Genomic DNA, 24,157 nt, shown 5'->3' with positions numbered 1-24,157 from the left:
TTCACCACCTGAAACAACCGGGGGCCGCGCACAATGCGCGGCCCTTTGTCGTTTGGGACAGCGCCGCAACCGCAGGATTCGGCGCCAGGCGAGGGGGGTGTGAAAATGATAAAACGGTGCGCGAAATTGTGATCATTTTCGCAGGTAGCGATCCAGGGGTGCTATCTTTCGATAAATAAAATGCATATGAATCAATAATATGATAATAAATCTCGATATTTTTAAAATATCTCGTTTTTAATTGCGACAGTCCCGGACGGGGGGCACTATCGACCTCGATCGAGTGCCGGAACAATGGCATCGGGAGAGGATGGTTCGCAAAACCGGCGTCCGGCGCATAGCCGGCGCGCGCCGCTCTGCGCTCCTTTTCCCGCTCCCTGACGCACTCGCTGACCTGGGACATGGAAGGAGGATCGGATGGCGCTGCTCAACCGGATGGATTGGTATAACCTGGCGCGGACGACGAACTGGACGCCCGCCTATGTGACCGAAGACGAACTGTTTCCCCCCGAACTGAGCGGCGGCTTTGGCCTGCCTGCGACGGCGTGGGAAGGCTATGACGAACCCTACAAGCAGACTTATCCCGAATATGTGAAAGTGCAGCGCGAAAAGGACGCCGGCGCCTATTCGGTCAAGGCCGCGCTGGAACGCAGCCAGATTTTCGAAAACGCCGATCCGGGCTGGAAATCGGTGATGAAGGCGCACTATGGCGCGATCGCGCGCGGCGAATATGCCGCCGCCAGTGCCGAAGCGCGCATGATGCGCTTTTCCAAGGCGCCGGGCATGCGCAACATGGCGACGCTGGGCTGCATGGACGAAATCCGCCATGGCCAGATCCAGTTGTTCTTTCCGCACGAACACGTGTCGAAGGATCGCCAGATGGACTGGGCCTACAAGGCCTATGACACCAACGAATGGGCGATGATCGCCGCGCGGCATTTCTTCGACGACATCATGATGACGCGCGACGCGATCTCGGTGTCGATCATGCTGACGTTCAGTTTCGAGACCGGCTTTACCAACATGCAGTTCCTGGGCCTTGCCGCCGACGCGGCCGAGGCGGGCGACCATACGTTTGCCAACCTGATCTCGAGCATCCAGACCGATGAATCCCGTCATGCGCAGATCGGCGGCCCGGCGCTCAAGGTGCTGATCGAAAACGGCCTGAAGGACGAGGCGCAAAAGCGGGTCGACATCGCGGTATGGACGGCGTGGAAGCTGTTCTCGGTGCTGACCGGCCCGATCATGGACTATTATACCCCGCTCGAACACCGCAAGCAGTCGTTCAAGGAATTCATGGAGGAATGGATCGTCGCGCAGTTCGAACGCGCGCTGACCGACCTTGGGCTCGATCTGCCGTGGTACTGGGACAAGTTCATCGCCGATCTCAACGACACGCACCACGGCATGCATATGGGCGTTTATTACTGGCGGCCGACGGTGTGGTGGAACCCTGCGGCAGGCGTCACCCCCGAAGAGCGCAATTGGCTGGAACAGAAATACCCCGGCTGGAACGACACCTGGGGCAAGTGCTGGGACGTGATCATCGACAATGTCGTCGACGGCAACATGGCCCTGACTTTTCCCGAAACGCTGCCCATGGTGTGCAACATGTGCCAGCTGCCGATCATCGGCACGCCGGGCAACGGGTGGAACGTTCAGGACTATCCGCTTGAATACAACGGTCGGCTCTATCACTTCGGTTCGGATGTCGATCGCTGGGTGTTTCAGCAGGATCCGGCGCGTTATGCTGGCCATCTCAATGTGGTCGACCGCTTCCTCGCCGGAATGATCCAGCCGATGGATCTGTCGGGCGCTCTGCAATACATGAACATTGCACCCGGCGAATGCGGCGATGACGCGCACAACTATGCCTGGGCCGAGACCTATCGCGCGATGCGCGAGCTCAAGCTGGCGAGCTGATCCACCCCCCAACGAAGCGGCGCGGCGGCATTGCCGATGGATTGCCGTCGCGCCCCCGGTTCATCCCCTTTTCGCGAGAATTCCGATCATGGCCCTGTTTCCTCTCAGCTCGAATTTCGAAGGCGATTTCGTCCTGCAACTCGTTGCCGTCGATTCCGAAAACACCATGGACGAAGTGGCTGCGGCCTGCGCCCACCATTCGCTCAACCGCCGCGTTGCCCCGCGCCCCGGCACGATCCTGCGGGTGCGGCGCCAGGGGGCGAAGGACTATTTTCCGCGCGATCTGAAAGTCGCCGACAGCGGGCTGGCCCCCACCGAAACCGTGGAGATCATGTTCGAGGCCGTGCGATGAGCGGTACATTCACCAAAGTCTGCACGCTTGACGACGTGTGGGAAGGCGAAATGGAAACCTTTACCGTCAACGGGCACGAGATCCTGCTGGTCTGTGCGCCGGGCGGCGAGATCAGCGCGTTTCAGGGTATCTGTCCGCATCAGGACATCCCGCTGGTCGAAGGCAAGTTCGACGGCAAGACGCTGATTTGCCGGGCGCATTTGTGGCAGTTCGACGTGACCGACGGCAAGGGCATCAACCCTGACGACTGCGCGCTCGCCAAATATCCGGTGCAGATCGACGGCGAGGATGTGCTGGTCTGCACCGAAGGCGTCGCGGCCCTCTTCGCCCATAGCTGACATCCCGCAATTCGAAGGAATTTCTGCAATGAGCACGCACAAGGCGGGATCCGCCTATCACAACAATCTGGTCGGCCCGGTCATGCGCGCGGGCGATCTCGCCATGGCGGTTATCGAAGCGGCGCGGATCGACAATCCGGGCAAGCAGGTCACCGTCGATGACAAGCGCGCCTATATCCGCATCCATACCGAGCAGGAAATGATCCTGCGCGAGGAAACCATTGCCGAGGAACTGGGGCGTCCGTTCCACATCAACGATCTCGAAGTCGACCTGTCGTCGTTCGCCGGCCAGATCGAGAGCCAGCCCGGCGCGGTGCGCTTTTACTTCCAGAAAACCGTCTGAGCCCGAGGGGGAGCGATACCATGACCGAGGCACAAGTCCTGCAGCCGCTGAAAACCTGGAGCCATCTCGCCAAGCGCCGCCGCAAGCCGAGCGAATACGAGATCGTCAGCGCCAATCTGCACTACAACAATCGCGATCCCGAGGCGCCCTACGAAACCTCGCCCGATGTGTTCATGAACCGCTGGTACAAGCAGAACACGTTTGGCAGCGCGCTGCGCCATGCCGACTGGAACGCGTTTCGCGATCCCGACGAGGTGATCTACCGCACCTACAACCTGATGCAGGACGGGCAGGAAACCTATGTGTTCGGCCTGTTTGACCAGTTCAATGCGCGCGAACACGACGTCGCGCTCGATGCTGCCTGGGCAAATCGGCTGGCCGCGCTGTTCGCGCCGGCGCGCTATCTGTTTCACACGCTGCAGATGGCATCGGCCTATGTCGGGCAGATGTCGCCGGCCAGCACGATCACCAATTGCAACTATTTCCAGATGGCCGACAGCTTTCGCTGGCTCAGCCATGTGGCCTATCGCACGGTCGAACTGGGCCGGGCCTTTCCCGATGCCGGGTTTGGCCGTGATGAACGCGCGCACTGGGAAAACGACGCGGCCTGGCAAGGCTTTCGCGAATTGACGGAACGCGCGTTGACCACCTGGGACTGGGGTGAGGCGATCGTCGTGCTCAGCCTGCTGGTCAAGCCCGCGGTCGAGGAAGCGGTGTTGCGCGGTCTTGGCGAATCCGGCCGCCACAATGGCGACACGCTGCTGGGCATGTTGACCGATGCCTGGCTGGTCGATGCCGCGCGGCATCGGCGCTGGACGGCGGCGTTCATTGCCCAGGCGCTGGAAACCGAGGGAAATGCCGAAACGATCCGGGGCTGGATCGCGAAGTGGGAACCGCTGGCCGATCGCGCGATCGATGCCTTCTGCGCGGAGCTGCCCGATGTCGTCGACGCCGCCGCGCGCGGCAAGGCGGCGACGCGCACCTTCCGCCAGTCGCTCGGCCTCTGATCGGGATCCGGCGATGCCCGTGATTGTCAACGAAAAGGACGGCAGCAGCTTTGTCCAGGCAGACGGGGATACCATCCTTCGCGCCGCGCTGCGTTCGGGCCATGGCATGGCCTATGAATGCAGCGCGGGCGGGTGCGGCGCCTGTGTGTTCGATCCGGTTTCCGGCGATTTCGAAACGTTGTGGGCCGATGCGCCCGGTCTTTCGCCGCGCGACCGGCGCAAGGGGCGGATGCTCGGTTGCCAGACGCGCGCGTGCGGTGATGCGGTGATCCGGTGTTCGACCAGCGTCGACTATGTTCCGCCGATTGCACCGCGCCGACGCCGCCTGCGGTTGATCGGTACGCGGCAAGTGACGCACGACATGCGCGAATTCCGCTTTTCGGGCGACGGGCCGGCGGACTTTCTGCCGGGGCAATACATGCTGCTCGATCTTCCGGGCGTTGCCGGATCGCGGGCCTATTCGTTTTCGAACATCGCCAATGCACAGGGCGAATGGCATTTCATCATCCGCCGGGTTGACGGCGGCGCGGCGACGCAGGTGCTGTTCGACGAATTGCGGATCGGCCACGAAATCGGCGCCGACGGGCCTTATGGCACGGCCTATCTGCGCAGCCGATCGCCGCGCGATATCGTGTGCGTCGCGGGGGGATCGGGCTTTGCCCCGGTGCTGTCGATCCTGCGCGGCGCGGCGGCAGAAGGGATGCTGGGCGAACGGCGCGCGCATTTCCTGTTCGGCGCACGCCATGTGCGTGACATCTGCGGCGCGGCGGAGCTGGCCGAATTGCCGGGCTTTGTCGAAGCGGGGCAGTTTGTGCCGGTGGTTACAGCGCCGGCGCAAGGCGAAGTCTGGGCCGGGGCGGAAGGCTATGTCCATGCCCACCTCGGCACCAGCTTGCCGCGCCCGCTGGCCGAGTATGAATTCTATTTCGCCGGGCCTCCGCCAATGAGCCAGGCGATCCAGGAACTGCTGATGATCGAGCACAAAGTGCCTTTCGCGCAGATCCATTTTGACAGGTTTTTTTAAGGGAGGGGACTTTGCCCAGAAACAAGCGGATCAGCGCCCTGCACTGGGGCGCGACGATGGCGGCTGCCTTGTTGATACATGGCGCCGCGCACGCGACCGACGTGTTCGAGCTCGAAGGGTTCGGTGCCACCGCGCGGGCCATGGGGGGGGCTGCCACCGCGCAGGACACCGGTCCCGCCGGAATGCTGATCAACCCGGCAGCCTTGTCGCTGGCGCCTGACGGCAACCGGATGATGGTGGGGGTTGATGTCATTACCACCGACATCGCGGTCACCGACCTTGCCACCGGCGAAGTCGCCAAATCGTCGACCCACGGCGCCAACCGGGGCCCCTATTACGCCCCGGAAATCGGCTATACCTGGCACAAGGGGCCGCTGGCGATCGGCCTCGGGGTGTTTGCGCAAGGGGGGCTGGGCACCGAATACGGCAATGCCGGGTTCCTCTCGCGCGCCACCGGCGGACTGGCGACGGGGCTGCAAAACTCGAGCCGCCTGCTCGAAATCGCCGCGCCCGTGGCTGTCAGCTATGCCATCACGCCCCGGCTTGTGCTCGGCGCCAGTATCGAGGGACGCTGGCAGTCGCTCAATCTCGACTTGCTGCTCGGCGCGGATCAGGTCGGCAGCCTGATTGCGGCGGGGCGGGTCGATGGCACGCTCTTGCCGGTGCTGGGCGGATTGCCCGCCTTGCGCGGCGCGCAGTTTTCGCTGACGCGCAACCAGATCGTCGGCGGCGGGGTGCGTTCGCTGGGCGTGGGCGAGCGCATCGGCCTGATCTGGCATGCGGCAAAGGGCACCACGCTCGGCCTGTCCTGGGCGCCGCGGACCCAGATGGCGGATATGAAGGGGGGCGCCACGCTGACCGCCATCGATGCCGTGGCGGGGCAGATTCCGCTGACCGGCACGATCGCGATCCGCGATTTCCAGATGCCGCATCGCATCGATTTCGGGGTCAGCCATCAGGTGACTCCGGCGCTCACCGTTGCGCTCGATGTCAGTGAACTGTTCTGGAAACAGGTGATGGCCAACATCAATGTCGGTTTTGTCGCCGACAATGGCGGCACGCTGAATATCCAGTTGCCGCAGGGCTATCACAACCAGACGATCGTCGCGCTGGGCGCGGCCTATCGGATCGATCCGCGCTGGACGCTGCGCGCGGGGGTTCGCATCGCCAACGAGGCGCTGCCCGCCTCGACGCTGTTTGCGGTCATCCCGGCCACGCCCGACAAACACCTGACATTCGGGGTGGCGCGGCACGTCGGATCGGGCGGCGAAATCAATTTCGCCTATTCGCACGGCTTTGCCCCGACGCTCGGCAATTCGAGCCTGCCCAATACGTCGGCATCGATCGCGGTGTCGCATGCGCAGAACAACTTTGTGCTGGATTACCGCTTCGGCTTTTGAGGCGAGGGGCCCCGCCGCGTCATTCGTCCGCGGCGGGCCCTTTGATCCGCGCATAGCGATAGGCGAGTTGGGCGCGGGTTATGCCGAGCAGGCGCGCCGCTTGCGACAGGTTGCCGCGCGCCTGGCTGACCGCGCGGCGAACCAGTTCGGCCTCGAATGCCTCGATGCTGAAATTGCCGCGGATCATGTGCCGGGCCTGCGCATCGAGATCGAGCAGCGGGTCGGGTGCCTCGGGATGGACCAGCGCGCCACCTTCCGACAGGCGAAAGAACGAGGGGGGGCTGGGATCGGCCGCAGACAGCAGGTGGCTGATCTGAATCACGCCGTCATCGGGCGCCATGATCACCGCGCGGCCAAGCATCGCTTCGAGCTCGACGATGTTGCCGGGATAATCGTGGCTCAGCAGATAATCCATCGCCTCGATCGACATGCCCTGAATGCGGCGCGCATGACGCGTGGCAAAATGGTCCGTGAAATGGCGGATCAACCGGGGCAATTCTTCGCGCCGTTCGCGCAGCGGAGGCAGCGGGATGGGCAGCATGCCCAGCCGGTAATAGAGATCGGTGCGAAAACTGCCTTCACGGACCGCGCGCTGCAGGTCATGGGTCGCGCAGGCGATGATCCGTACATCGGCGCTGCGCGGCTGACCGCCGCCCGATCGTTCGACCACGCCTTCGGCAAGCAGGTGCAGCAGTCGCGCCTGCAGCCGATGCGACAGCGTCTCGATGTCCTCGAGCACCAGCGTCCCGCCTTTCAGCCGCTCGATGCGGCCGGGACGGGCGGGCTGATCGCCGCTTTTTTCGCGTCCGAACAAGTCGATTTCGAGATCGGCCGCCTCGCTGCGCGCGCAACTGATCGCCAGAAACGGGCCCGCGCTGCGCTGCCCCAGCCGGTGTATGGCGCGGGCCAGCCGCCTTTTGCCGACGCCGTGTTCGCCAAGCAGCAAGACCGGTTCGTCAAGTCCGGCCAGCCGCCGGACAATGCCCAGCTTGCCCGCCAGAAGGTCTGCCTCGCGGTCGCTCCAGTCCTCATCCCGGTCTTTGTTGGTGCCATGGTCGTGGGCCGGTTTTGCCCCCGCCGGAGTGTCCGGCGTCAGTTTGAACCCCAGCGAGCGGCCATGCTCCGCGTCGGCTTCCCACAGCGCCGCAGGTTTGGCGATCGTGCGACAATGCGGTGCGCCCATGGCCCGACATTCGACTTCGCGAAAGACGATCGGATGACCCATGAATGCGCTCGAATAGGCCGAGGCATAGCCCAGCATGGTCCAGCACACCGGTTCGCTGCTCGGGCCGATGGCGCGCAGATGCGCCTCGGCTTCGGCCGAATTGCGCCAGATCCATTCGCCCGACAGCATGCCTGCGGTCGCATCGACGTCCAGGCTGATCTCTTCGGGTGCACACATGCCTTCGATGGCGTGCAGGCGCGGACCGGTCTTGAACGCTTCGAGCGCACCGGCGCGCGGGCTGGCCTTGCGCGCGATCGCGGCATCGCGCGCGCCGGCTGTGGCGCCGATGTGGCCAAAGACCTGGCGCGCCGCGTCGATGCCCAGGCGTTCGATCAATTCCTGCCGCATGACCGCAAAGGCTTCGACATGAAGCAGGAGCATCCGTTCGTTTTCGAGCCAGATATGCGCATCGTGCGGATTGAACCGCAGGCGGGCCGACAAATCCTCCACATCGACGCCAAACCATTCGGTTTCGCCGCTGTCAGCCTTGGTCGTTTTCATCAGGTTCACCGACAGCCTGTCGGACATCCCCTATCTCCCTCGCCGGTCGGCGTCCGGATGTGCGGACTGCCGGTATCTGTGGCCGTTTCCCGACCGTTTCTGCTATAACGCGGCATGTCCCGGCGTCCAGCGCCAGCATCCAGCGGATGATGCGCTTTCGCCGGACTCCCGTGATCAAGGTATCTGACCCGATGCACAATGCATTCAAGCAAAACATTGTCGACAAAACGCTTTACGGCCTCTGGCTGGCGCTGGCGGACCAGTACAGCGCGGAAATTTCAGCAGCGGCGGGATTCGATTTTCTGTTGCTTGACGGCGAACATTCGCCGATCGATCTGCGCACCATTCTCGGCCAGTTGCAGGCGATTGCCGCCTATGATGTCGCTGCGATCGTTCGCCCGCCGACCGATGACCCGGTGCTGATCAAGCAATTGCTCGACATCGGCGCCTGCAATCTGTTGATCCCGATGGTCGAAACCGCCGATCAGGCGCGGCGCATCGTCGCATCGACCCGGTATCCGCCGCAGGGCTTTCGCGGTGTCGGATCGGGCATCGCCCGCGCCGCGCGTTGGGGCAACGATCCCGATTACATGACCACCGCCAACCACAACATCTGCCTGATTCTGCAAGTCGAAAGCGTTGCCGGGCTCGACAATCTGGAGACGATCGCGGGGATCGACGGGGTAGACGGGATCTTCTTTGGCGCTGTCGATCTTTCGGCGTCGATGGGGTTGCTGGGGCAGCCCAATCATCCCGACGTGATCGCCGCGATCGACCGCGCCATCGCCACGGTGCGCGGGCTCGGCAAAATTGCGGGTTTCCTGTCCGCCGATCCTGTGACCAGCCACCATTTCATCGCCTCGGGCGCGCATTTCGCCGCGATCGGCGTCGATGCGCTGCTGCTGTCCAATGCCGCGCGCGCACTGGTGCACGAATTCAGATCCCCCGGCGCCGCTTTGCACAAAAGCGGCTATTGACCGCCATTACGTGCTCCGTGCCGCCTGGCGTTGCCTGCGGTACGGAGGCGATGCGGGCTGCGGCAAAATCGAGTCGCGGGCGATGGCGTCAGAATGAGCCGCCAGCCTTGCGGAAAGCCCTTTCCCGGGAAAGGATGCTTCATGCCTGCAAAACAATCGGCTGGGGCGGCAGTCACCACTTGGTGGGGCACGATCTGGCTGAAGCCAAATGCGCAAGTGCGGCGATTGCTGTGTGTCTGAACTCTTGCTGCCGGTGATCTGCGCGGGATCGGAGCCGCTTGTGCGTACTTTCCGACGCTGCGATCGTCTGTCGCAATCGCCTAACAGCGGCACAGATGGTGCCCTTGGGGCGATCCGGGTGGGCCGGATCGATGCGAGTTCACCAACAGGAACGGCACATGGCGATCGCTTGGCTTACCACCGCCCCCATCATCGTTCTGGTATTGCTGATCCTGCTGGTGGCGAGCGTCAGGATCTTGCGGGAATACGAGCGGGCGGTCGTCTTTACGCTGGGCCGCTTTGAAAGGGTCAAGGGCCCCGGTCTCGTGCTGTTGATCCCGATGATCCAGCAGATGGTGCGGGTCGATTTGCGCATCCAGGTGGTCGAGATACCGAGCCAGGATGTCATTTCACGCGATAACGTGTCGATGAAAGTCGATGCAGTGCTCTACTACAATGTGGTCAACCCCGAGCACGCGATCATTCAGGTGGAATCCTATCGTCCGGCGACCAACATGCTGGCCCAGACAACCTTGCGTGCGGTGTTGGGGCAGCATGACCTCGACGAAATGCTGTCGGAGCGCAAGAAGCTCAGCGCTGATGTCCAGAGCATTCTCGACGCCCAGACCGAGACATGGGGCATCAAGGTCGCCAATGTCGAGATCCGCACTGTCGAACTGACCGACAACATGGTCCGCGCCATCGCCAAACAGGCAGAGGCCGAGCGCGATCGGCGCGCCAAAGTGATCCATGCACAAGCCGAATTCCAGGCATCCCAGACGCTCGTCGACGCGGCGACCATCCTGTCCAGCATCCCGGCGGCGATGCAGTTGCGCTATCTGCAGACCCTGACCGAGATCGGTGCCGAGCAGAATTCAACCGTCGTGTTCCCGATGCCGATCGACATCGTGAAGCCGTTTCTGTCGCTGCTGGAGACGGCGGCTGGCGACAGTCGCGATGGCCATTCTGCCGCCCCGCAATCGCGCGCGTCGGTCGGCGTTTAGCCGATGGCCCACTGGTGCCCGACTCAGTCTCCCTGTCACCGGCGACGGTTCTGATCGGAAAAAAATCCTGATTTGATCGATCGCGCCGGCCCGGCCATTCAGGTCTACAAATTTCCAGGGACGGGCCTATGATCGAACGGACGTTCCCTCGGCGCGAGAAAATATGGACAGCAAAACCGGCCTTGCGAATTTTGGGATCGTTGCTTCGGTGCGGGGCAGTGTCGTGGACGTTCGCTTCGACGGGCATCTGCCGCCGGTTTATACGATGTTGGTCACAGGCCCGGATGACCGGATCATTATCGAGGTTCTGGCGCAGCGGGATGCGTATCATGTACGCGGGATCGCACTGACCCCTACGCAAGGGCTGGCGCGTGGCATGCCGGTGAAGGACACGGGCGGCCCGTTGAAAGCGCCGGTCGGCAAAGCCGTGCTTTCGCGCATGTTTGACGTATTTGGCAATACCATAGATCGCGGGGCAGCTTTGTCCGACGTCGAATGGCGTTCGGTCCATCAGGCCCCGCCGTCGCTGGCGCGACGGTCCACCAAGTCGGAAGTCTTTGAAACCGGAATCAAGGTTATCGACGTGCTCGTGCCGCTGGAGCGCGGCGGCAAGGCGGGGCTTTTCGGCGGAGCGGGTGTCGGCAAGACCGTGCTGCTGACCGAAATGATTCACAACATGATCGGCCATCACGACGGCGTCAGCATTTTTTGCGGTATCGGCGAGCGTTGTCGCGAAGGCGAAGAGCTTTACGAGGCCATGAACGAAGCCGGCGTCCTGCCGAACATGGTGATGTTGTTTGGACAGATGAACGAGCCCCCCGGCGCCCGGTTTCGCGTCGGGCATGCGGCGCTGACGATGGCCGAGTATTTCCGGGACGACGCGCACCGGGACGTGTTGCTGCTGGTGGATAACATATTCCGGTTCATCCAGGCGGGCATGGAGGTTTCCGGCCTGATGGGACAGATGCCATCCCGGCTCGGCTATCAACCGACCATGGGCACAGAGCTGTCCGGCCTCGAAGAACGGATCGCCAACACCGATACCGGCGCGATTACCTCGATCCAGGCTGTCTATGTCCCGGCGGATGATTTCACTGATCCGGCGGCGGTCCATACCTTTTCGCATCTTTCGGCATCGATCGTACTTTCGCGCAAACGCGCGAGCGAAGGGCTTTTTCCGGCCATCGATCCGCTGCAATCCAGCTCGAAGATGGCAACGCCCGGCATTGTCGGCGAACGGCATTACGCTCTCGCGCAGGAAATCCGGCGCACTCTTGCCCAATATGCCGAACTCAAGGACATTATCGCGATGCTCGGGCTGGAGCAGCTTTCGCCGGGGGACCGCGACGTTGTCGAACGTGCGCGCCGTCTCGAGCGATTTCTGACACAGCCGTTTTTCACGACCGAGCAGTTCACCGGCATCAAGGGAAAAATCGTCAGCCTCGCTGATGCTCTGGATGGGTGCGAACGCATTCTGAACGACGAATTCAAGGATTATCCCGAAAGCGCGCTCTACATGATCGGGGCGATTGACGAAGCGAAGGCAAAGTCGAAACCGGAAGCACAGGCGGCAGGCAAGGACGCATCCGACAAACGCAGTCCGGCGCACATGGACGCAGGCGGCGCATGAATCTCAAGGTGCTCCTGCCGTTCCAGATATTCGCCGAGAAGACGGGCGTGTCCCGCATTGTCGTCGAAACGCGCCAGGGTTCGGTCGGGCTCCTGCCGCACCGGCTTGATTGTGTGGCGGCCCTGTCGCCCGGAATTTTGACCTACAGTTCGGAATCTGACGGCGAGGTCTTTGTGGCGATCGATGAAGGGGTGCTCGTCAAGGCCGGCCAGGACGTGCTCGTATCCGTGCGCCGCGCGCTTGGCGGCGCAGATCTGGGCCAGTTGCGCGAGGCTGTGGAACGCGATTTCCTTGCCCTGGATGAACGCGAACAGACCATGCGTTCGATGCTGGCGAAAATGGAGGCCGACCTCATTCGGCGGATGGCGGGCCTTCATTATGACCGATGAATCCAAAGAAAAATTAGATAAATCAAATGCATCGTTTAGCGCGAGGCTTGGCCGGAACGCGGCGCGCAAGATCAGGGCAAGGGCCAATGCCGGGCGCGGCGTCTGGTTTGGCTTTGGCATGATGGGGCTCATTGGCTGGTCGGTCGTCGTGCCGACGCTGCTCGGTGCAACGCTCGGGATGTGGCTGGATAGTCATTATCCGGGCAGGCATCCCTGGACGCTGGCCTTGTTGATGGCCGGGCTCGCCATCGGTTGTTTCAACGCCTGGCACTGGGTCGCCAAGGAGGACAAGGCGATCGCCGAGGAACAGGAGGACAGCGAATGAATGCACTCTTGAGCCTTGCCATACCGTTGGCGGCAGGCCTGTTGCTGGGGGCATTCTTCTTCGGCGGCCTGTGGTGGACCGTGATCAAGGGGCTGGCGTCGCCGCAGCCGGCGCTTTGGTTCCTTGGCAGCATGGTGCTGCGGATGAGCATTTTGCTGGCCGGATTCTATTTCGTCGGGCGCGATGATTGGCGGCGGTGGGCGATGTGCCTGCTCGGCACGGTGCTCGCGCGCGCCATGGTGAAGCGCCTGACCCGAAATCCGCCCCGACCGCCGCTTGCACCCTCGGGTGTGCCAGAGATGGAGGCCCCTTATGCGCCTTAGTGCCGATCAGATGATCCTGTGGCAGTATGGGTTCATCAAAATCAACGGGACGATTGCCTTTACATGGGGCTTGATGGCCGTGCTCGCGGTCGGCTCAAAGCGCATCACCCGCCATCTTTCCACAGACCTGCAACGGTCGCGCTGGCAGAACCTGCTGGAGATCATTGTCACCGGCATCATGCAGCAAATCGAGGATGTCGGTCTGCGTTCCCCGGAAATCTATCTCGGCTTTCTGGGCACCCTGTTCCTGTTCGTCGCATCGGCCAGCATTTGCACCATTATTCCCGGCTATGAGCCGCCGACCGGTTCGCTATCGACCACTGCGGCGCTTGCGCTGTGCGTATTTGTGGTCGTGCCGTTTTTCGGAATCAAGGCGCAGGGGCTGGGGGGCTATCTCAGGTCCTATGCCGAGCCGACAATCATCATGCTGCCGTTCAACATTATCAGCGAACTGTCGCGCACGCTGGCGCTGGCGGTGCGCCTGTTTGGCAACATGATGAGCGGGACCATGATTCTCGCCATTCTGCTGACTATCACGCCGTTCATCTTTCCGATCGCGATGAGTGCGCTTGGTCTGCTCACCGGCATGGTGCAGGCCTATATCTTCAGCATTCTGGCGGGCGTTTATATCGCCGCCGCCACGCGCGGCCACAACACGCGCGGCCCAAAGGCGAAGCCGATACCGGCTGTCCAGCCATGAGCCACGGAAACAACAGGAGATACCATGGATAGCATGACGCTGATTGCCATCGCTTCAATCGTCACCGCTGGTCTGACGATCGCCCTGGGGAGCATCGGGCCTGCGCTTGGCGAGGGCCGCGCAGTCGCAACGGCCTTGAGTTCTCTGGCGCAGCAACCCGATGCGGCCACGACGATCACGCGGACTCTGTTTGTGGGCCTGGCGATGATCGAATCCATCGCGATTTATTGCTTCGTGGTCTCGATGATTCTCATTTTTGCCAATCCGTTCTGGAATTACGTCATCGCCCATTCCGCAGGGAAGTAATTCATGCTGATCGATTGGTTCACTGTCGGTGCTCAGGCGCTCAACTTCATCATCCTGGTGTGGTTGCTGAAGCGCTTTCTTTACAAACCGATCCTGGGCGCAGTGGATGCGCGCGAAAAGCGGATCGCCGCAGAACTTGCCGACGCTGCCTCCAGGAAGGCGGAGGCGCAAAAAGAGCGCGACGCCTATGAGCACAAGAACGCAGAGTTCGACCGGCAGCGCGCCGCTCTTCTGGCCAAAGCGACGCAGGAGGCAGACGCCGAGCGGCAGAGACTTCTCGATGAAGCACGCAAGGCTGCCGATGCCCTGGCCGCCAAGCGCCGGGAAGCGCTGCAAAGCGATGCCGCCAACCTGAACCAGGCCATCCGTCGCCGGGCCGAGCAGGAAGTGTTCGCCATCGCGCGCCAGGCTTTGGCAGACCTTGCCTCGACCAGCCTTGAAGAATGCATGGTCGACCTGTTCGCCCGTCGCCTGCGATTGATGGACGGCAAAGCCAAACTCGACTTCGGCGAAGCGCTCAAGGCCGCCACGGAGCCGGTGGTCGTGCGCAGTGCCTTTGACCTGCCGGAGGCGCAGCGCTCGGTCGTCACGAAAGCGCTCAAAGAGACCTTTGCAGCCGATATTCCGGTGCGGTTCGCAACCTCGCCCGATCTGGTCAGCGGGATCGAACTCACCGCGAGCGGGCAAAAGATCGGCTGGAGCATCGCGGACTACCTCGCCTCACTGGAACAGGGCGTTGGCGAGCTTGTGCAAGCAAAGGGGCAGTCTGAAGCCGGGCCAAAGGCGGAACCCGAACCCGCGCCGAAGCGGAAGGCCAAAAGCGCCTCCAGCCCGAAAGCGCCCAAGCCCAAAGCGGCACATTCATGACCGCCAAACCCGAAAGCCTGGCAAATCTCTTCGACCGCACGTTTGCCGGCATGGGCGAGGCGCGCGAGGCCTTTACGCCGCAACTGACGCCGCGCGAGGTGGGCACGATCACCAGCATTGCCACCGGTATCGCCAAGGTTTCGGGCCTGCCCGGCGTGGGGTTTGAGGAACTGGTGCAATTTCCGGGCGGCTTGCTCGGCGTGGCTTTCAATGTGGACGAGGCCGAAATCGGCGTCGTGCTGCTCGGCGACTATTGGCATCTGCAAACCGGCGATCAGGTCACACGCACCGGGCGGGTCATGGATGTCATTGTGGGTGACGCTTTGCTCGGACGTGTCATCGATCCGCTTGGCCGGCCGCTCGATGGCCAAGGCCCGGTGCCTGCCAGTGAGCATCGACCGATCGAGCGCACGGCACCGCCTATCATGGATCGTGCGCCGGTTACGGTCCCGCTCCAGACCGGGCTCAAAGTCATCGATGCGCTCATTCCGGTCGGGCGCGGCCAGCGAGAGCTGATTCTCGGCGACCGGCAGACCGGCAAGACTTCGATCGCGATCGATACCATTCTCAATCAACGCGACAAGAATGTGGTTTGCATCTATTGCGCCATCGGTCAGCGCACGTCGGCAGTCGCAAAGGCTGTGGCAACGCTGCGGGAAAAGGGTGCGATGGATTACACCGTGCTCGTCGTGACCGAGGGCAACGACCCGCCGGGCCTTACTTACATCGCGCCTTATGCCGCGACCAGCATCGCAGAATATTTCATGGAACATGGCCGCGATGTGCTGATCGTTTATGACGATCTCACGCATCATGCCCGCGCCTACCGCGAATTGTCATTGCTGTTGCGGCGGCCCCCCGGGCGGGAGGCATTTCCCGGTGACATCTTTTACATTCATGCGCGCCTGCTCGAACGGGCGACGCATTTGCGCGAGGAACTCGGCGGGGGTTCGCTTACGGCGCTGCCGATCATCGAAACCGAAGCGCAGAATATGTCCGCCTATATTCCCACCAACCTGATTTCCATTACGGATGGGCAAATCTATCTCTCGCCATCGCTGTTCGAACTGGGCGTACTGCCGGCTGTCGATGTGGGGAAATCGGTTTCGCGCGTTGGCGGCAAGGCGCAGCGCGCCGCCTATCGCGCCGTGGCCGGCGACCTGAAGCTTGCCTATGCGCAGTTTGAGGAACTGGAAACGTTCGCCCGTTTCGGTGCCCGGCTGGATGAGGACACGCGCAAGATCATCGATCACGGGCGCCGCATTCGCGCCTGTCTCAAACAGGCGGAAGGCGCACCGGTGTCGGTTCCGGCGCAAATCGCGGTTCTGCTGGCCCTGACGGCGGACCTCTTTGCCCCCGTGGCGCTGGAACGCATGGCGGAGGCGGAGCAGGCGGTCAAAACGGCCGCAGCCATGATCCCGGCGGACGTGCGCGCGCGCTTCGAAAGCGCCGACAAACTGAGCGATGCGGATCGCGCTGCCATCCTTGAAATCGCCCGCCAGGCGCTCGTCTCTTTCCAGGCCAAACCGGAACCCGAAGCCAGACCATGAGCGACACGTCGGAGACTCTGCGCCGCAAGATTGCCAGTGCGGGCGACCTCCAGTCCGTTGTCCGCACGATGAAAGCGCTGGCGGCCTCAAGCATCGGCCAATACGAAAAATCCGTGCGTTCGCTGGCCGACTATTATCGGGCCGTTGAGCTGGGGCTTAGCGCCTGTTTTCGAGAACACAGGCCGGTATCAACCGCAGACGAACACGCGGGATCAGCCAAGACCCACGCCATCCGCGCGATCGTGTTTGGGTCAGACCAGGGATTGGTCGGGCAATTCAACGACGTCATCGCCGACTATGCCATCCAGGCGCTGGCCGCGCTGCCGGGCAAGGCACAAGTCTGGGCTGTCGGTGAGCGGGTTCATGCGCGTCTGGCCGAAGCAGGCGTGGCCCCGATCGGACTTTTTGCGGTTCCCAATTCCGTTCAGGCAATCGCGCCGCTGGTCGCGCAGCTCCAGATCGAGAGCGAAACGCAACGGCACGCCAGTGGAAACACATCGCTATGGGTGTTTCACAATCGTCCAAAAGCGGGGGCTCTTTACGATCCGGTCAGTCAGCGGCTGTTGCCGCTCGATACGCAATGGCAACGGAATTTGGCCAACATCGGCTGGCCATCCGGCAATTTGCCCGAAGTCATGGGGCCCCGCACCAGGACACTGCGTGCGCTGATCCGGGAATATCTTTTCATCTCGCTGTTCCGGGCTTGCGCCGAATCTCTGGCCAGCGAGAATGCAAGCCGTCTTGCGGCGATGCAGCGGGCGGACAAGAACATCAATGACCTGTTGAATTCGCTTCATGGCGAATTCAACCAGTTGCGCCAGAGCAGCATCGACGAAGAGCTTTTCGACGTGATCTCGGGATTTGATGCATTGGGAGGAAGCGATCTCCTTTAGCTTCAAACCACGCCCGGTTGCCGAAACTGTCGCGAAAGGGCGTGGTAGAGTTTGTGCCGGCAGATCAGGGCGCTTACCCAATCGGCGATCAGCGCCGTGGCAAACAGCGGCAGGATCATCATGCGGTCGTCGGTCATTTCCATCATGATGATGACCGCAGTCAGCGGTGCGCGAACCACGCCGGTAAAATAGCCGATCATACCGAGCAGCACGATCGCCCCGGGCGCATTGCCCGGAAAGAGCATTGCAACCAGTTGCCCCATGCCCGCGCCAACCGAAAGCGACGGCGCAAAGATGCCCCCCGGCGCGCCGCTCATCGCGGTTGCCAGCGTTGCGACAAATTTGGCGATGCCAAAAGTCGCAGGAGCCGTCTGGCCCGATAGCAAGGCGCGCGTGGTTTCATAGCCGGTGCCCCAGCTAAGACCGTCCGTTGCCAGTCCCGTCGCTGCGACGATGGCGCCACAACCGAGCGCCAGCAGCAGGGGATGAGCCCTGAGCTTGCCGAATACCGGCCAGTACGACCAGGCCTGCGCGATCAACGCACGCGAAAACAGGCCTCCAGCGATACCGCCCAGAACGCCGGCGACAGGTGCAACCATCAGCATGGATTTCAGGGGCATGCTCTGCGTGACCACGCCGAAATAGACATAGTCGCCATAGAGCCCCAGACTGACGAGGCCTGAAATCATCACCGCGGCCATGACATAGGCTGCGACACGCTGCTCAAACGCTGACGCCAGTTCCTCGATGGCAAAGGCAACCCCGGCCAATGGCGTGTTGAATGCGGCAGCGACCCCGGCCGCGCCACCGGCGATGATCACTCCTGTTGTAATCGGGACGCGCAGCCAACGGTGAACCGCCGCGACGACGGCGGCGCTGATTTGCACGGTCGGCCCTTCGCGTCCGGCGGATCCCCCCGCCAGCAACATCGCAAGCGTGCCAAGAAACTTGGCGGCTGCCGTCGGCAGAGACACCAGCGGGCCGGTTCCGCCGCGCGCCGGATTATGCCCGGCAGCCATCACTTGTGGAATGCCCGACCCGCGCGCTTCGGGAAACCAGCGGCGGGTGATCAGTGCCGTCGCGGCAAATATCGACGGCGTGACGACCGCAGGAGCCCAGTGATAGGCGTAATAGAGGCGCAGGAACTGCTGCTGCGCCCATTCCCCGCACCGCGCAAAAGCAATCGCCACGAGGCTGAGCAGAACCGCTCCTGCAATTGCGGCGAAGCGCGTGCGAAACACTCCGATCCGGGAGCGCCCGGCTTCGAACAACGTGCGACCAGGACTCATAAATCTCCAAACAGATCGGCTGGTGACGATCGGCCCCCACCCCCAAGGGCTGACGTTTGCCACTGGGTTTGGGCGATACCATCCGGATTGAGCGCTGAAAATCGCGATTGTTTGCAGTTATAATTTTGTATATCGAAATTGAAATGGATGTGCATCTCGTGCGAACTTTCATCGCCGCAGCCGAAACGGGCAGCTTCATCGCCGCATCGACGCGCGTGCATGCCAGCGCTTCGGCGGTTACCGAGCGGATCAAGCAACTTGAGCTCTTGCTCGGCGCACGCCTTTTCGAACGCGACAAGCGGGGGTGCCGCCTGACCCAGGCGGGGCACCGGTTCATGGAGCCGGCGCAGGCGATGGTCCGGGCTTGGGAAATTGGGCATTCCCGCGTGAACCTGCCCGCCCGTTACCATCACAGCCTGCGCATCGGAGGGCAGCACGCGCTGTGGCCGACGCTTTTGATCCCCATGCTGAATGAGCTGACACATGCCCGGCCCGATATCGCGGTTCGTGCTTCGGCCGCAGCGCCCGCGCAGATCAACCGGGCGCTCGCCGATGGCGAACTGGACATGGCCTTTCTGTATGACCCTGTGTTGCGCAATGGTATCCGCATCGAGCAGTTGGTTGCCGACCGTCTGGTCCTGGTGTCGAGCATGCCTGAGCGTGAGTGGCGCGATATTTTCGTGCATTTCGACTGGGGCGAAAGCGCCAATGCGGAAATTCGCGCAAGAATGGGCGATCTGCCCCCGACAGGCATCGAGCTTGAACTTGGCATCCTGTCGCTCGAATGGCTGACAAGCGCCGGTGGTGCGGGATTTGTTCCGGAACGCATGGCGACGCGGCATTTGCACGAGGGCAAGCTGGCCATCGTCGAAGGCGTTCCCAGCGTTGAATTTTCCCCGTTCATCTGCTGGCGCGCTTCGCTGGATGCGACGATATGCGAGGCGCTGATCGCCCTTGCGCGACGTCACGGGACGTAGCCTTCAGCCAACAGCGGATATTGGTCATCGCGGGTATCGGCGCAGCAGGCGCTTATTGATCAGCAGATCTGAGTGCGGTCGCGCAACATCTCCACGCACGGGTGATCATCGCCTGCCACCTGATCGGGCAGGGACAGAGCGCCAATCGTGGTGCCCCACCCGCCAAGCGTGCCTTTGCTTCAGGGCATGGACCAAGTGTCCACCTGCTTATCGGGATTGATCACTATCAATTTGTCATTATCACTATGTGTCAATATGGCAATGGGGTACATTGCCCGCAAAGGACAATTGATTGATGCAACCCGGCAGCGCGCCTTCCGTCAGCTTGACCGCACCTGACATGTCGCTGCGCATTGGCGATACCGTGCCCAATTTTGCTGCGCGCACCACGCAGGGGATGATGCGCTTGTCCGACTTTCGCGGGCGCTGGTTGATATTCTTTTCGCATCCGGCTGATTTCACTCCGGTTTGCACCAGCGAGTTCATGGCCATCGCGGCCGCTGCAGGCCGGTTCGAGGCGCTGGGATGCAGCCTGCTCGGACATTCGGTCGATAGTCTGTTCTCGCATCTGGCCTGGATCCGCGCGATCCGCGATGATCTGGGGGTGGTCGTGCCGTTTCCGATCGTTGAAGATCCGACGCTCGAGATCGCGCGCGCGTTTGGCATGGTGCACGCCGATGTGCGCCATGCTGCTTCCGTGCGCGCTGTCTATTACATCAATCCGGACGGCGTGCTGATGGCGACCACGTTTTATCCCATCGGTGTTGGTCGCTCGGTCGACGAAATGCTGCGGACACTGGCCGCACTGGTGCGGACGCATGACGGTACAGTCATGACGCCTGAAGGCTGGCAGCCCGGCGATGCAGTGCTGTCCCCCCCGGAATTTACGGCTGATGCAGTCTTTGCTGCCAGCGGGCCGACGAGTTGGTTTTACCGAAAGTCGGGTGAGGCATGAGCGCGGGTGACCAACCTCCCGTGGATACGGCTCGACTGGTCGAGGAATTGCGGCTGATCGGGCATCCCATGCGGCTGGAACTGCTCGGCATTCTTGCGCGGGGCGAGCGAGGCGTCGGTGAGCTTGTGGCTGATACCGGTCAGGGCCCCGCGCTGGTCAGTCAACAACTGGCGTTGTTGCGCAAGGCTGGTCTGGTGTTGACCCGCCGTGAGGCCAAGCAGGTTTTTTACAGTCTCGCCAGCCATCGGTTGGGTCGGGTGATGGCCAACCTTCACGACATTATCGGTCCGGCAGAGGGTATGGAACCGGAAATCCGAGTGCCGGAATCGAAGCCGGAAGCCTGCGGGATCAGCGCCGCGATGTTCGCCCGGGTCGAACCACGCGTTTAGATCGGCACGACCTGATCGGCCAGCATCGCCATTGCCGGACGATGGCTGATCAGCAGCAAACCGGTTCCCGTCTCGCGCAGCCATGCGTCAAGGCGGCCGATCAGATCGCTTTCGGTCGCTGTGTCCAACCCTTCGCTGGGTTCATCCAGGACCAGCCATGGCCGTTCGGCCAGCACCGCGCGGGCGAGGGCAAGGCGTCGCCGCTGACCGCCCGACAGGCGTGCGCCGTCGCCGCCGAGCCACTGGTTCAGGCCATCGGGAAGGGCGCGGACCATGTCGGCTGCACATGCGACGGTCAGTGCGTCCCACATTTCTGCAGGCGTGACGCCGGGCCGTGCCAGGCCCAGATTGTCGGCGACACTGCCCGCAATCATGGCGGCATCCTGCGCGCAGAGGGCAAAAGCTCCACGCAAGCCGACCAGCCCCCATGTCTCGGGTGGTTGCCCATTGATACGCAGATCCTGGGGCGCGTCATGCCGCAGGCCGAGCAGGGTTTCCACGAGCCGGGTCTTGCCCGCACCCGAAGCGCCGGCAATCAGCACCCGACTGCCCGGTGTGCATTCCACACCGCACAGACCGAGAACAGGCGCGTCGTGCATGAGCGGGTGAACTTTGCCACGGGTGGTGTCGCCGTCGAGCGCGGCGAGGCGCCGGGCGGCTTGTTCCACCTCTTGCGCCCGCAGATCGGACGCAGCCAATCCACCCCAGCCTTCGAACGCGGCCATCGCCGCCAGCAGGCCAAACGCGAAGGCCGGCGCCGGTCCGCGCCCCGTCAGCGTCATGGCGGCAATCGCTGTCGTGGCGACGATCGTTTGCACTGCCTGTATTGCCGCTTCTGCCCGGGCCAGCGCCATTCGGGCTTCGTCGTGGGCCTGTGCCGGGCGATCCAGCGCGCGAGTCAGTGCCGGGGCCAGGCCATAGACCATAATATCGGCCGAAGGGCCCGCCATGTCGGCATAATCGGCCTGAAGGGCAGCGTAAGCGGCGGCAAGCCGGGCTTGCAGCGGCGGCAGACGGTGGATGGCCATGCCTCGCGCCGTCACCCGCATGGCAGCCAGCGCGACCAGATAGACCGCGGACGCGCGCCAGCCCATCGCCAGCGCGCCGACCAGTCCGGCGGTTCCAGACGCCCATGCGCCGGGGCGCGAAATGCGACGGATGACCGAATCTTCCAAGGCATCGACATCTTTGCCCAGCCGCGTCGCAAGCTCTCCGGGACGGCCCGGAATGTTGCCGGCCAGCGCGCCGGCAGCCACGCGGCGGAACAGGCCGGTGCGCACTTGCGCCAGCGCGAACAACGCGGCGCGGTGGCCAAACATGCGCTCGCCATAGCGCGTCCCGGTGCGGATGATCGCTGCGGCGCGGATGGCCGCGCTGGGCAACAGGTAGTTGAACGCCTGCACTGCCGCGATGCCTGAGGCACCCGCAATGGTCGCTCCTGCCAGAAACAGGCCCGAGACGGCCAGCAATCCGACCGCCGACAGCGCCGCGAGCACCGCACAGGCAATCCCCGCCAACATGATCCGCCGTTGTCCGGCGAGCGCGGCTGCCACCAGTCCGATCAAGGCGCGATCTCCAGCACGGTATGGGCCATGGCAACCAGCTCGGAATCATGGCTGGCCGCGATCACCATGCGATGTGACGCCAGATTGTCCAGGACAGCGCGGATCTTGGCGGCGGTGTCTTCATCGAGGTCGGCGGTCGGCTCGTCCAGCAAGAGGATCGGTCGGCCCGACAGGATAGCGCGTGCAAGGCCAATCCGCCGCCGTTCGCCACCTGACAAGCCGGAGCCGCGATGATCGATCATCATGCTCAGCCCGCCGCGCTGCGCCAGCATCGGGCCAAGGCCCAGACTGTGCAGGCAGGCAGCCATCTCCGGGTCGTCGGCCTGGCCCATCGCCAGATTGTCGCGCAAGCTGCCGGGCAGCAGCGCCACCTGCTGCCCGGACCAGCCAATCGCCGCATTGAGTGCGCCCGGCACAAATATGGATTCATCGGTGGTTATTTCGCCCGCCACGATCGGCACCTGGCCGACCAGGGCGAGCAGCAACGTGCTTTTTCCTGCTCCGGTCGGGCCAGCGATCACGTGAAGACCCGGGCTCGACCAGCGCCAATCGAGCGGGCCGATCGTCGCGCCGCCGCGATGGGCAAGCGCGACGCGATCACCGGCGATGGTTGACGGTGTGGCGATCGGCTCGGTCGCCGCCGGTATTTTCGCCAGTTCGGTGGTGATCGCGGCCAAAGCCGCTTCGCCCTGCTGCTTGTCGTGATAGGCGGCGGCAAGGCGGCGCATGGCCAGATAGAATTCGGGCGCCAGTGCGAGCGTGTAAAAGGCGCGCACCCCGGTCATCGCCTCGGGCGCGGCAAACGGGAGCAGGCCCAGCAGGGAAAAGCCGCAATAGACCGCCACCAGCGCCACCGACAGTGCGGCAAAGAATTCCAGAATCGCACTCGATGCAAAGGCGATTGCCAGCACATCCATCGTGCGCCGTGCGACATCGGTGGCCGCCGTACCAAGATGGCGGGCAATGCGGTCCTCGGCAGAAAAGCCCAGAATCGTCGGCAGACAGCGCAAGCGGTCGACAAACAGCCCGGTCAGGCGGTTAAGCGCGACATGCTGGCTTTCCGCCCGGCGCGCGGCTGCGCCGCCGGCCAGCACCAGAGCCAGGACAAAAGGCATCAGGGTCACAAGCATGATCAGGCTGGAGACCCAACTGGCCGGTGCGACGGCCAGGGCAATAAACAAGGGGGACAAGCTGCTGGCTGCACGCAAAGGCAGGAATCGCGCGATTTGGCCTTCGGTCGCGATGATCGAATCCACCGCCAGGTGCATGTCCTGGCCAATCAGGCTGCTCCGGATCACCCGGCTGGGCAGCAGGGCCGGATGCACCAGCGCCCTGAGCCGGGCCTTGACGATCGTCGCGGCAGCATGGCCGGTGATGGTTGCGCGCCAGACCGCCGCTCCGCGAAACCAGCCGCCAGCGATGAGCAGCAAGGCGGGAACCGCCAGGGCGGGCAGGGGTGATCCTGCCCCTATCCGTGCATTCACCGCGAGCGCAATGCCTGCGGCCACAGGCAGGGCGCCGAGACTGTCCGCCAACCACCACACCGTTGTCGTACGGTTGGGGCGGATGCGGGCGAATGCCTGGAGTGTCGGGTTGACCATATTATGAAAATATCATATTTGATGAATCTGCAATTGGCAAGTGAGTCCCCTTTGGCTTCGCCGCTGATTGACCGGTCTACGCCCG

At 62.9% G+C, this 24,157-nt stretch carries 25 protein-coding genes and 1 pseudogene; 22 read left to right on the top strand and 4 right to left on the bottom strand.

Going from position 1 to position 24,157, the window contains the following annotated elements:
• Positions 1 to 417: 417 nt before the first annotated feature.
• From AQZ50_RS12920 to AQZ50_RS12890, 7 genes are all read left to right on the top strand, one after another.
• The gene (locus AQZ50_RS12920; RefSeq protein ID WP_067746872.1) at positions 418 to 1,923 is read left to right on the top strand and encodes an aromatic/alkene/methane monooxygenase hydroxylase/oxygenase subunit alpha; all 1,506 of its coding nucleotides are present in this window, start codon (positions 418 to 420) and stop codon (positions 1,921 to 1,923) included.
• Positions 1,924 to 2,011: 88 nt separating this feature from the next.
• On the top strand, positions 2,012 to 2,275 hold the full coding sequence (locus AQZ50_RS12915) for a toluene-4-monooxygenase system B family protein (protein ID WP_067746871.1): 264 nt from the start codon (positions 2,012 to 2,014) through the stop codon (positions 2,273 to 2,275).
• Positions 2,272 to 2,613, top strand: a complete 342-nt coding sequence (locus AQZ50_RS12910; protein ID WP_067746870.1) for a monooxygenase system ferredoxin subunit — start codon at positions 2,272 to 2,274, stop codon at positions 2,611 to 2,613. The genes AQZ50_RS12915 and AQZ50_RS12910 overlap by 4 nt, the downstream gene beginning before the upstream one ends.
• A gap of 28 nt (positions 2,614 to 2,641) precedes the next feature.
• A complete protein-coding gene (locus tag AQZ50_RS12905; RefSeq protein WP_067746869.1) occupies positions 2,642 to 2,956 on the top strand; it encodes an MmoB/DmpM family protein in 315 nt (104 codons plus the stop codon).
• A gap of 20 nt (positions 2,957 to 2,976) precedes the next feature.
• On the top strand, positions 2,977 to 3,963 hold the full coding sequence (locus tag AQZ50_RS12900) for an aromatic/alkene monooxygenase hydroxylase subunit beta (protein WP_067746868.1): 987 nt from the start codon (positions 2,977 to 2,979) through the stop codon (positions 3,961 to 3,963).
• 13 nt (positions 3,964 to 3,976) lie between these two features.
• Positions 3,977 to 4,987: an FAD-binding oxidoreductase gene (locus tag AQZ50_RS12895; protein ID WP_067746867.1), complete on the top strand. Its 1,011-nt coding sequence runs from the start codon at positions 3,977 to 3,979 to the stop codon at positions 4,985 to 4,987.
• A gap of 11 nt (positions 4,988 to 4,998) precedes the next feature.
• Positions 4,999 to 6,387 (top strand): OmpP1/FadL family transporter, encoded by a 1,389-nt coding sequence (locus tag AQZ50_RS12890; protein ID WP_197412479.1) that lies wholly within the window; start codon positions 4,999 to 5,001, stop codon positions 6,385 to 6,387.
• A 19-nt stretch (positions 6,388 to 6,406) separates the two neighbouring features.
• On the opposite strand, the gene AQZ50_RS12885 is transcribed toward AQZ50_RS12890, so the two are convergent.
• Positions 6,407 to 8,140: a sigma-54-dependent Fis family transcriptional regulator gene (locus AQZ50_RS12885; RefSeq protein WP_067746866.1), complete on the bottom strand. Its 1,734-nt coding sequence runs from the start codon at positions 8,138 to 8,140 to the stop codon at positions 6,407 to 6,409.
• A 164-nt stretch (positions 8,141 to 8,304) separates the two neighbouring features.
• On the opposite strand from AQZ50_RS12885, the gene AQZ50_RS12880 reads away from it, so the two are divergent.
• The 11 genes from AQZ50_RS12880 to AQZ50_RS12830 all read left to right on the top strand — a co-directional run bounded on the left by AQZ50_RS12880 (position 8,305) and on the right by AQZ50_RS12830 (position 17,296).
• Entirely contained in the window at positions 8,305 to 9,090 is a 786-nt protein-coding gene (locus AQZ50_RS12880; protein WP_156427356.1) for an aldolase/citrate lyase family protein, read from the top strand.
• A 398-nt stretch (positions 9,091 to 9,488) separates the two neighbouring features.
• A complete protein-coding gene (locus tag AQZ50_RS12875; protein ID WP_067746865.1) occupies positions 9,489 to 10,313 on the top strand; it encodes a slipin family protein in 825 nt (274 codons plus the stop codon).
• A gap of 163 nt (positions 10,314 to 10,476) precedes the next feature.
• Entirely contained in the window at positions 10,477 to 11,943 is a 1,467-nt protein-coding gene (atpD, locus tag AQZ50_RS12870; protein ID WP_067746864.1) for a F0F1 ATP synthase subunit beta, read from the top strand.
• A complete protein-coding gene (locus AQZ50_RS12865; protein WP_067746863.1) occupies positions 11,940 to 12,332 on the top strand; it encodes a F0F1 ATP synthase subunit epsilon in 393 nt (130 codons plus the stop codon). The genes atpD and AQZ50_RS12865 overlap by 4 nt, the downstream gene beginning before the upstream one ends.
• Positions 12,322 to 12,657 (top strand): AtpZ/AtpI family protein, encoded by a 336-nt coding sequence (locus tag AQZ50_RS12860; RefSeq protein WP_067746862.1) that lies wholly within the window; start codon positions 12,322 to 12,324, stop codon positions 12,655 to 12,657. Before AQZ50_RS12865 ends, AQZ50_RS12860 begins: the two co-directional genes overlap by 11 nt.
• Positions 12,654 to 12,980 carry an N-ATPase subunit AtpR gene (locus tag AQZ50_RS12855; RefSeq protein WP_067746861.1) on the top strand — a complete coding sequence of 109 codons (327 nt, stop codon included), beginning with the start codon at positions 12,654 to 12,656 and terminating at the stop codon, positions 12,978 to 12,980. Before AQZ50_RS12860 ends, AQZ50_RS12855 begins: the two co-directional genes overlap by 4 nt.
• A complete protein-coding gene (locus AQZ50_RS12850) occupies positions 12,970 to 13,680 on the top strand; it encodes a F0F1 ATP synthase subunit A (protein WP_067746860.1) in 711 nt (236 codons plus the stop codon). The genes AQZ50_RS12855 and AQZ50_RS12850 overlap by 11 nt, the downstream gene beginning before the upstream one ends.
• A gap of 24 nt (positions 13,681 to 13,704) precedes the next feature.
• Positions 13,705 to 13,986, top strand: coding sequence for a F0F1 ATP synthase subunit C (locus tag AQZ50_RS12845; protein ID WP_067746859.1), 282 nt, complete (start codon positions 13,705 to 13,707; stop codon positions 13,984 to 13,986).
• A 3-nt stretch (positions 13,987 to 13,989) separates the two neighbouring features.
• On the top strand, positions 13,990 to 14,853 hold the full coding sequence (locus AQZ50_RS12840) for a F0F1 ATP synthase subunit B family protein (protein ID WP_067746858.1): 864 nt from the start codon (positions 13,990 to 13,992) through the stop codon (positions 14,851 to 14,853).
• Positions 14,850 to 16,403 carry an alternate F1F0 ATPase, F1 subunit alpha gene (locus AQZ50_RS12835; RefSeq protein ID WP_067746857.1) on the top strand — a complete coding sequence of 518 codons (1,554 nt, stop codon included), beginning with the start codon at positions 14,850 to 14,852 and terminating at the stop codon, positions 16,401 to 16,403. Before AQZ50_RS12840 ends, AQZ50_RS12835 begins: the two co-directional genes overlap by 4 nt.
• Positions 16,400 to 17,296: a F0F1 ATP synthase subunit gamma gene (locus AQZ50_RS12830; RefSeq protein WP_067746856.1), complete on the top strand. Its 897-nt coding sequence runs from the start codon at positions 16,400 to 16,402 to the stop codon at positions 17,294 to 17,296. Before AQZ50_RS12835 ends, AQZ50_RS12830 begins: the two co-directional genes overlap by 4 nt.
• A gap of 2 nt (positions 17,297 to 17,298) precedes the next feature.
• On the opposite strand, the gene AQZ50_RS12825 is transcribed toward AQZ50_RS12830, so the two are convergent.
• Positions 17,299 to 18,585: a chloride channel protein gene (locus AQZ50_RS12825; protein ID WP_067746855.1), complete on the bottom strand. Its 1,287-nt coding sequence runs from the start codon at positions 18,583 to 18,585 to the stop codon at positions 17,299 to 17,301.
• A 143-nt stretch (positions 18,586 to 18,728) separates the two neighbouring features.
• Between AQZ50_RS12825 and AQZ50_RS21250 the strand changes: the two are divergent.
• From AQZ50_RS21250 to AQZ50_RS12810, 4 genes and pseudogenes are all read left to right on the top strand, one after another.
• Positions 18,729 to 18,902: pseudogene (locus tag AQZ50_RS21250) on the top strand (LysR family transcriptional regulator); the annotation flags it as partial.
• 18 nt (positions 18,903 to 18,920) lie between these two features.
• Entirely contained in the window at positions 18,921 to 19,562 is a 642-nt protein-coding gene (locus AQZ50_RS12820) for a LysR substrate-binding domain-containing protein (RefSeq protein WP_231730273.1), read from the top strand.
• A 340-nt stretch (positions 19,563 to 19,902) separates the two neighbouring features.
• The gene (locus AQZ50_RS12815) at positions 19,903 to 20,517 is read left to right on the top strand and encodes a peroxiredoxin (protein WP_082703640.1); all 615 of its coding nucleotides are present in this window, start codon (positions 19,903 to 19,905) and stop codon (positions 20,515 to 20,517) included.
• Positions 20,514 to 20,906, top strand: coding sequence for an ArsR/SmtB family transcription factor (locus tag AQZ50_RS12810; protein WP_082703636.1), 393 nt, complete (start codon positions 20,514 to 20,516; stop codon positions 20,904 to 20,906). Before AQZ50_RS12815 ends, AQZ50_RS12810 begins: the two co-directional genes overlap by 4 nt.
• Here the strand turns inward: AQZ50_RS12810 and AQZ50_RS12805 are convergent.
• Together AQZ50_RS12805 and AQZ50_RS12800 are read right to left on the bottom strand one after the other, a co-directional pair.
• On the bottom strand, positions 20,903 to 22,471 hold the full coding sequence (locus AQZ50_RS12805; RefSeq protein WP_067746852.1) for an amino acid ABC transporter ATP-binding/permease protein: 1,569 nt from the start codon (positions 22,469 to 22,471) through the stop codon (positions 20,903 to 20,905). The two genes, AQZ50_RS12810 and AQZ50_RS12805, sit on opposite strands and share 4 nt — an antisense overlap.
• Complete coding sequence (locus AQZ50_RS12800) at positions 22,468 to 23,901, bottom strand: ATP-binding cassette domain-containing protein (RefSeq protein WP_231730272.1); 1,434 nt, start codon at positions 23,899 to 23,901, stop codon at positions 22,468 to 22,470. Before AQZ50_RS12800 ends, AQZ50_RS12805 begins: the two co-directional genes overlap by 4 nt.
• Positions 23,902 to 24,157 lie beyond the last annotated feature (256 nt).

This window comes from Novosphingobium sp. Fuku2-ISO-50, assembly GCF_001519055.1.
GTDB lineage: Bacteria > Pseudomonadota > Alphaproteobacteria > Sphingomonadales > Sphingomonadaceae > Novosphingobium.
The sequence above is the reverse complement of the archived record's forward strand: the minus strand, read 5'-3'. Positions and strand labels throughout refer to the sequence as shown.

Excerpts from the sequence above, each read along its gene's own strand:
- AQZ50_RS12905 (WP_067746869.1), top strand. The coding sequence starts at position 2,642 with ATGAGCACGCACAAGGCGGGATCCGCCTATCACAACAATCTGGTCGGC.
- AQZ50_RS12875 (WP_067746865.1), top strand. The coding sequence starts at position 9,489 with ATGGCGATCGCTTGGCTTACCACCGCCCCCATCATCGTTCTGGTATTG.
- AQZ50_RS12825 (WP_067746855.1), bottom strand. The coding sequence starts at position 18,585 with ATGAGTCCTGGTCGCACGTTGTTCGAAGCCGGGCGCTCCCGGATCGGA.
- AQZ50_RS12845 (WP_067746859.1), top strand. The coding sequence starts at position 13,705 with ATGGATAGCATGACGCTGATTGCCATCGCTTCAATCGTCACCGCTGGT.
- AQZ50_RS12810 (WP_082703636.1), top strand. The coding sequence starts at position 20,514 with ATGAGCGCGGGTGACCAACCTCCCGTGGATACGGCTCGACTGGTCGAG.
- AQZ50_RS12920 (WP_067746872.1), top strand. The coding sequence starts at position 418 with ATGGCGCTGCTCAACCGGATGGATTGGTATAACCTGGCGCGGACGACG.
- AQZ50_RS12855 (WP_067746861.1), top strand. The coding sequence starts at position 12,654 with ATGAATGCACTCTTGAGCCTTGCCATACCGTTGGCGGCAGGCCTGTTG.
- AQZ50_RS12865 (WP_067746863.1), top strand. The coding sequence starts at position 11,940 with ATGAATCTCAAGGTGCTCCTGCCGTTCCAGATATTCGCCGAGAAGACG.
- AQZ50_RS12910 (WP_067746870.1), top strand. The coding sequence starts at position 2,272 with ATGAGCGGTACATTCACCAAAGTCTGCACGCTTGACGACGTGTGGGAA.
- AQZ50_RS12830 (WP_067746856.1), top strand. The coding sequence starts at position 16,400 with ATGAGCGACACGTCGGAGACTCTGCGCCGCAAGATTGCCAGTGCGGGC.
- AQZ50_RS12895 (WP_067746867.1), top strand. The coding sequence starts at position 3,977 with ATGCCCGTGATTGTCAACGAAAAGGACGGCAGCAGCTTTGTCCAGGCA.
- AQZ50_RS12835 (WP_067746857.1), top strand. The coding sequence starts at position 14,850 with ATGACCGCCAAACCCGAAAGCCTGGCAAATCTCTTCGACCGCACGTTT.
- atpD (WP_067746864.1), top strand. The coding sequence starts at position 10,477 with ATGGACAGCAAAACCGGCCTTGCGAATTTTGGGATCGTTGCTTCGGTG.
- AQZ50_RS12850 (WP_067746860.1), top strand. The coding sequence starts at position 12,970 with ATGCGCCTTAGTGCCGATCAGATGATCCTGTGGCAGTATGGGTTCATC.
- AQZ50_RS12840 (WP_067746858.1), top strand. The coding sequence starts at position 13,990 with ATGCTGATCGATTGGTTCACTGTCGGTGCTCAGGCGCTCAACTTCATC.
- AQZ50_RS12880 (WP_156427356.1), top strand. The coding sequence starts at position 8,305 with ATGCACAATGCATTCAAGCAAAACATTGTCGACAAAACGCTTTACGGC.
- AQZ50_RS12900 (WP_067746868.1), top strand. The coding sequence starts at position 2,977 with ATGACCGAGGCACAAGTCCTGCAGCCGCTGAAAACCTGGAGCCATCTC.
- AQZ50_RS12885 (WP_067746866.1), bottom strand. The coding sequence starts at position 8,140 with ATGTCCGACAGGCTGTCGGTGAACCTGATGAAAACGACCAAGGCTGAC.
- AQZ50_RS12915 (WP_067746871.1), top strand. The coding sequence starts at position 2,012 with ATGGCCCTGTTTCCTCTCAGCTCGAATTTCGAAGGCGATTTCGTCCTG.
- AQZ50_RS12860 (WP_067746862.1), top strand. The coding sequence starts at position 12,322 with ATGACCGATGAATCCAAAGAAAAATTAGATAAATCAAATGCATCGTTT.
- AQZ50_RS12820 (WP_231730273.1), top strand. The coding sequence starts at position 18,921 with ATGGAGCCGGCGCAGGCGATGGTCCGGGCTTGGGAAATTGGGCATTCC.
- AQZ50_RS12815 (WP_082703640.1), top strand. The coding sequence starts at position 19,903 with ATGTCGCTGCGCATTGGCGATACCGTGCCCAATTTTGCTGCGCGCACC.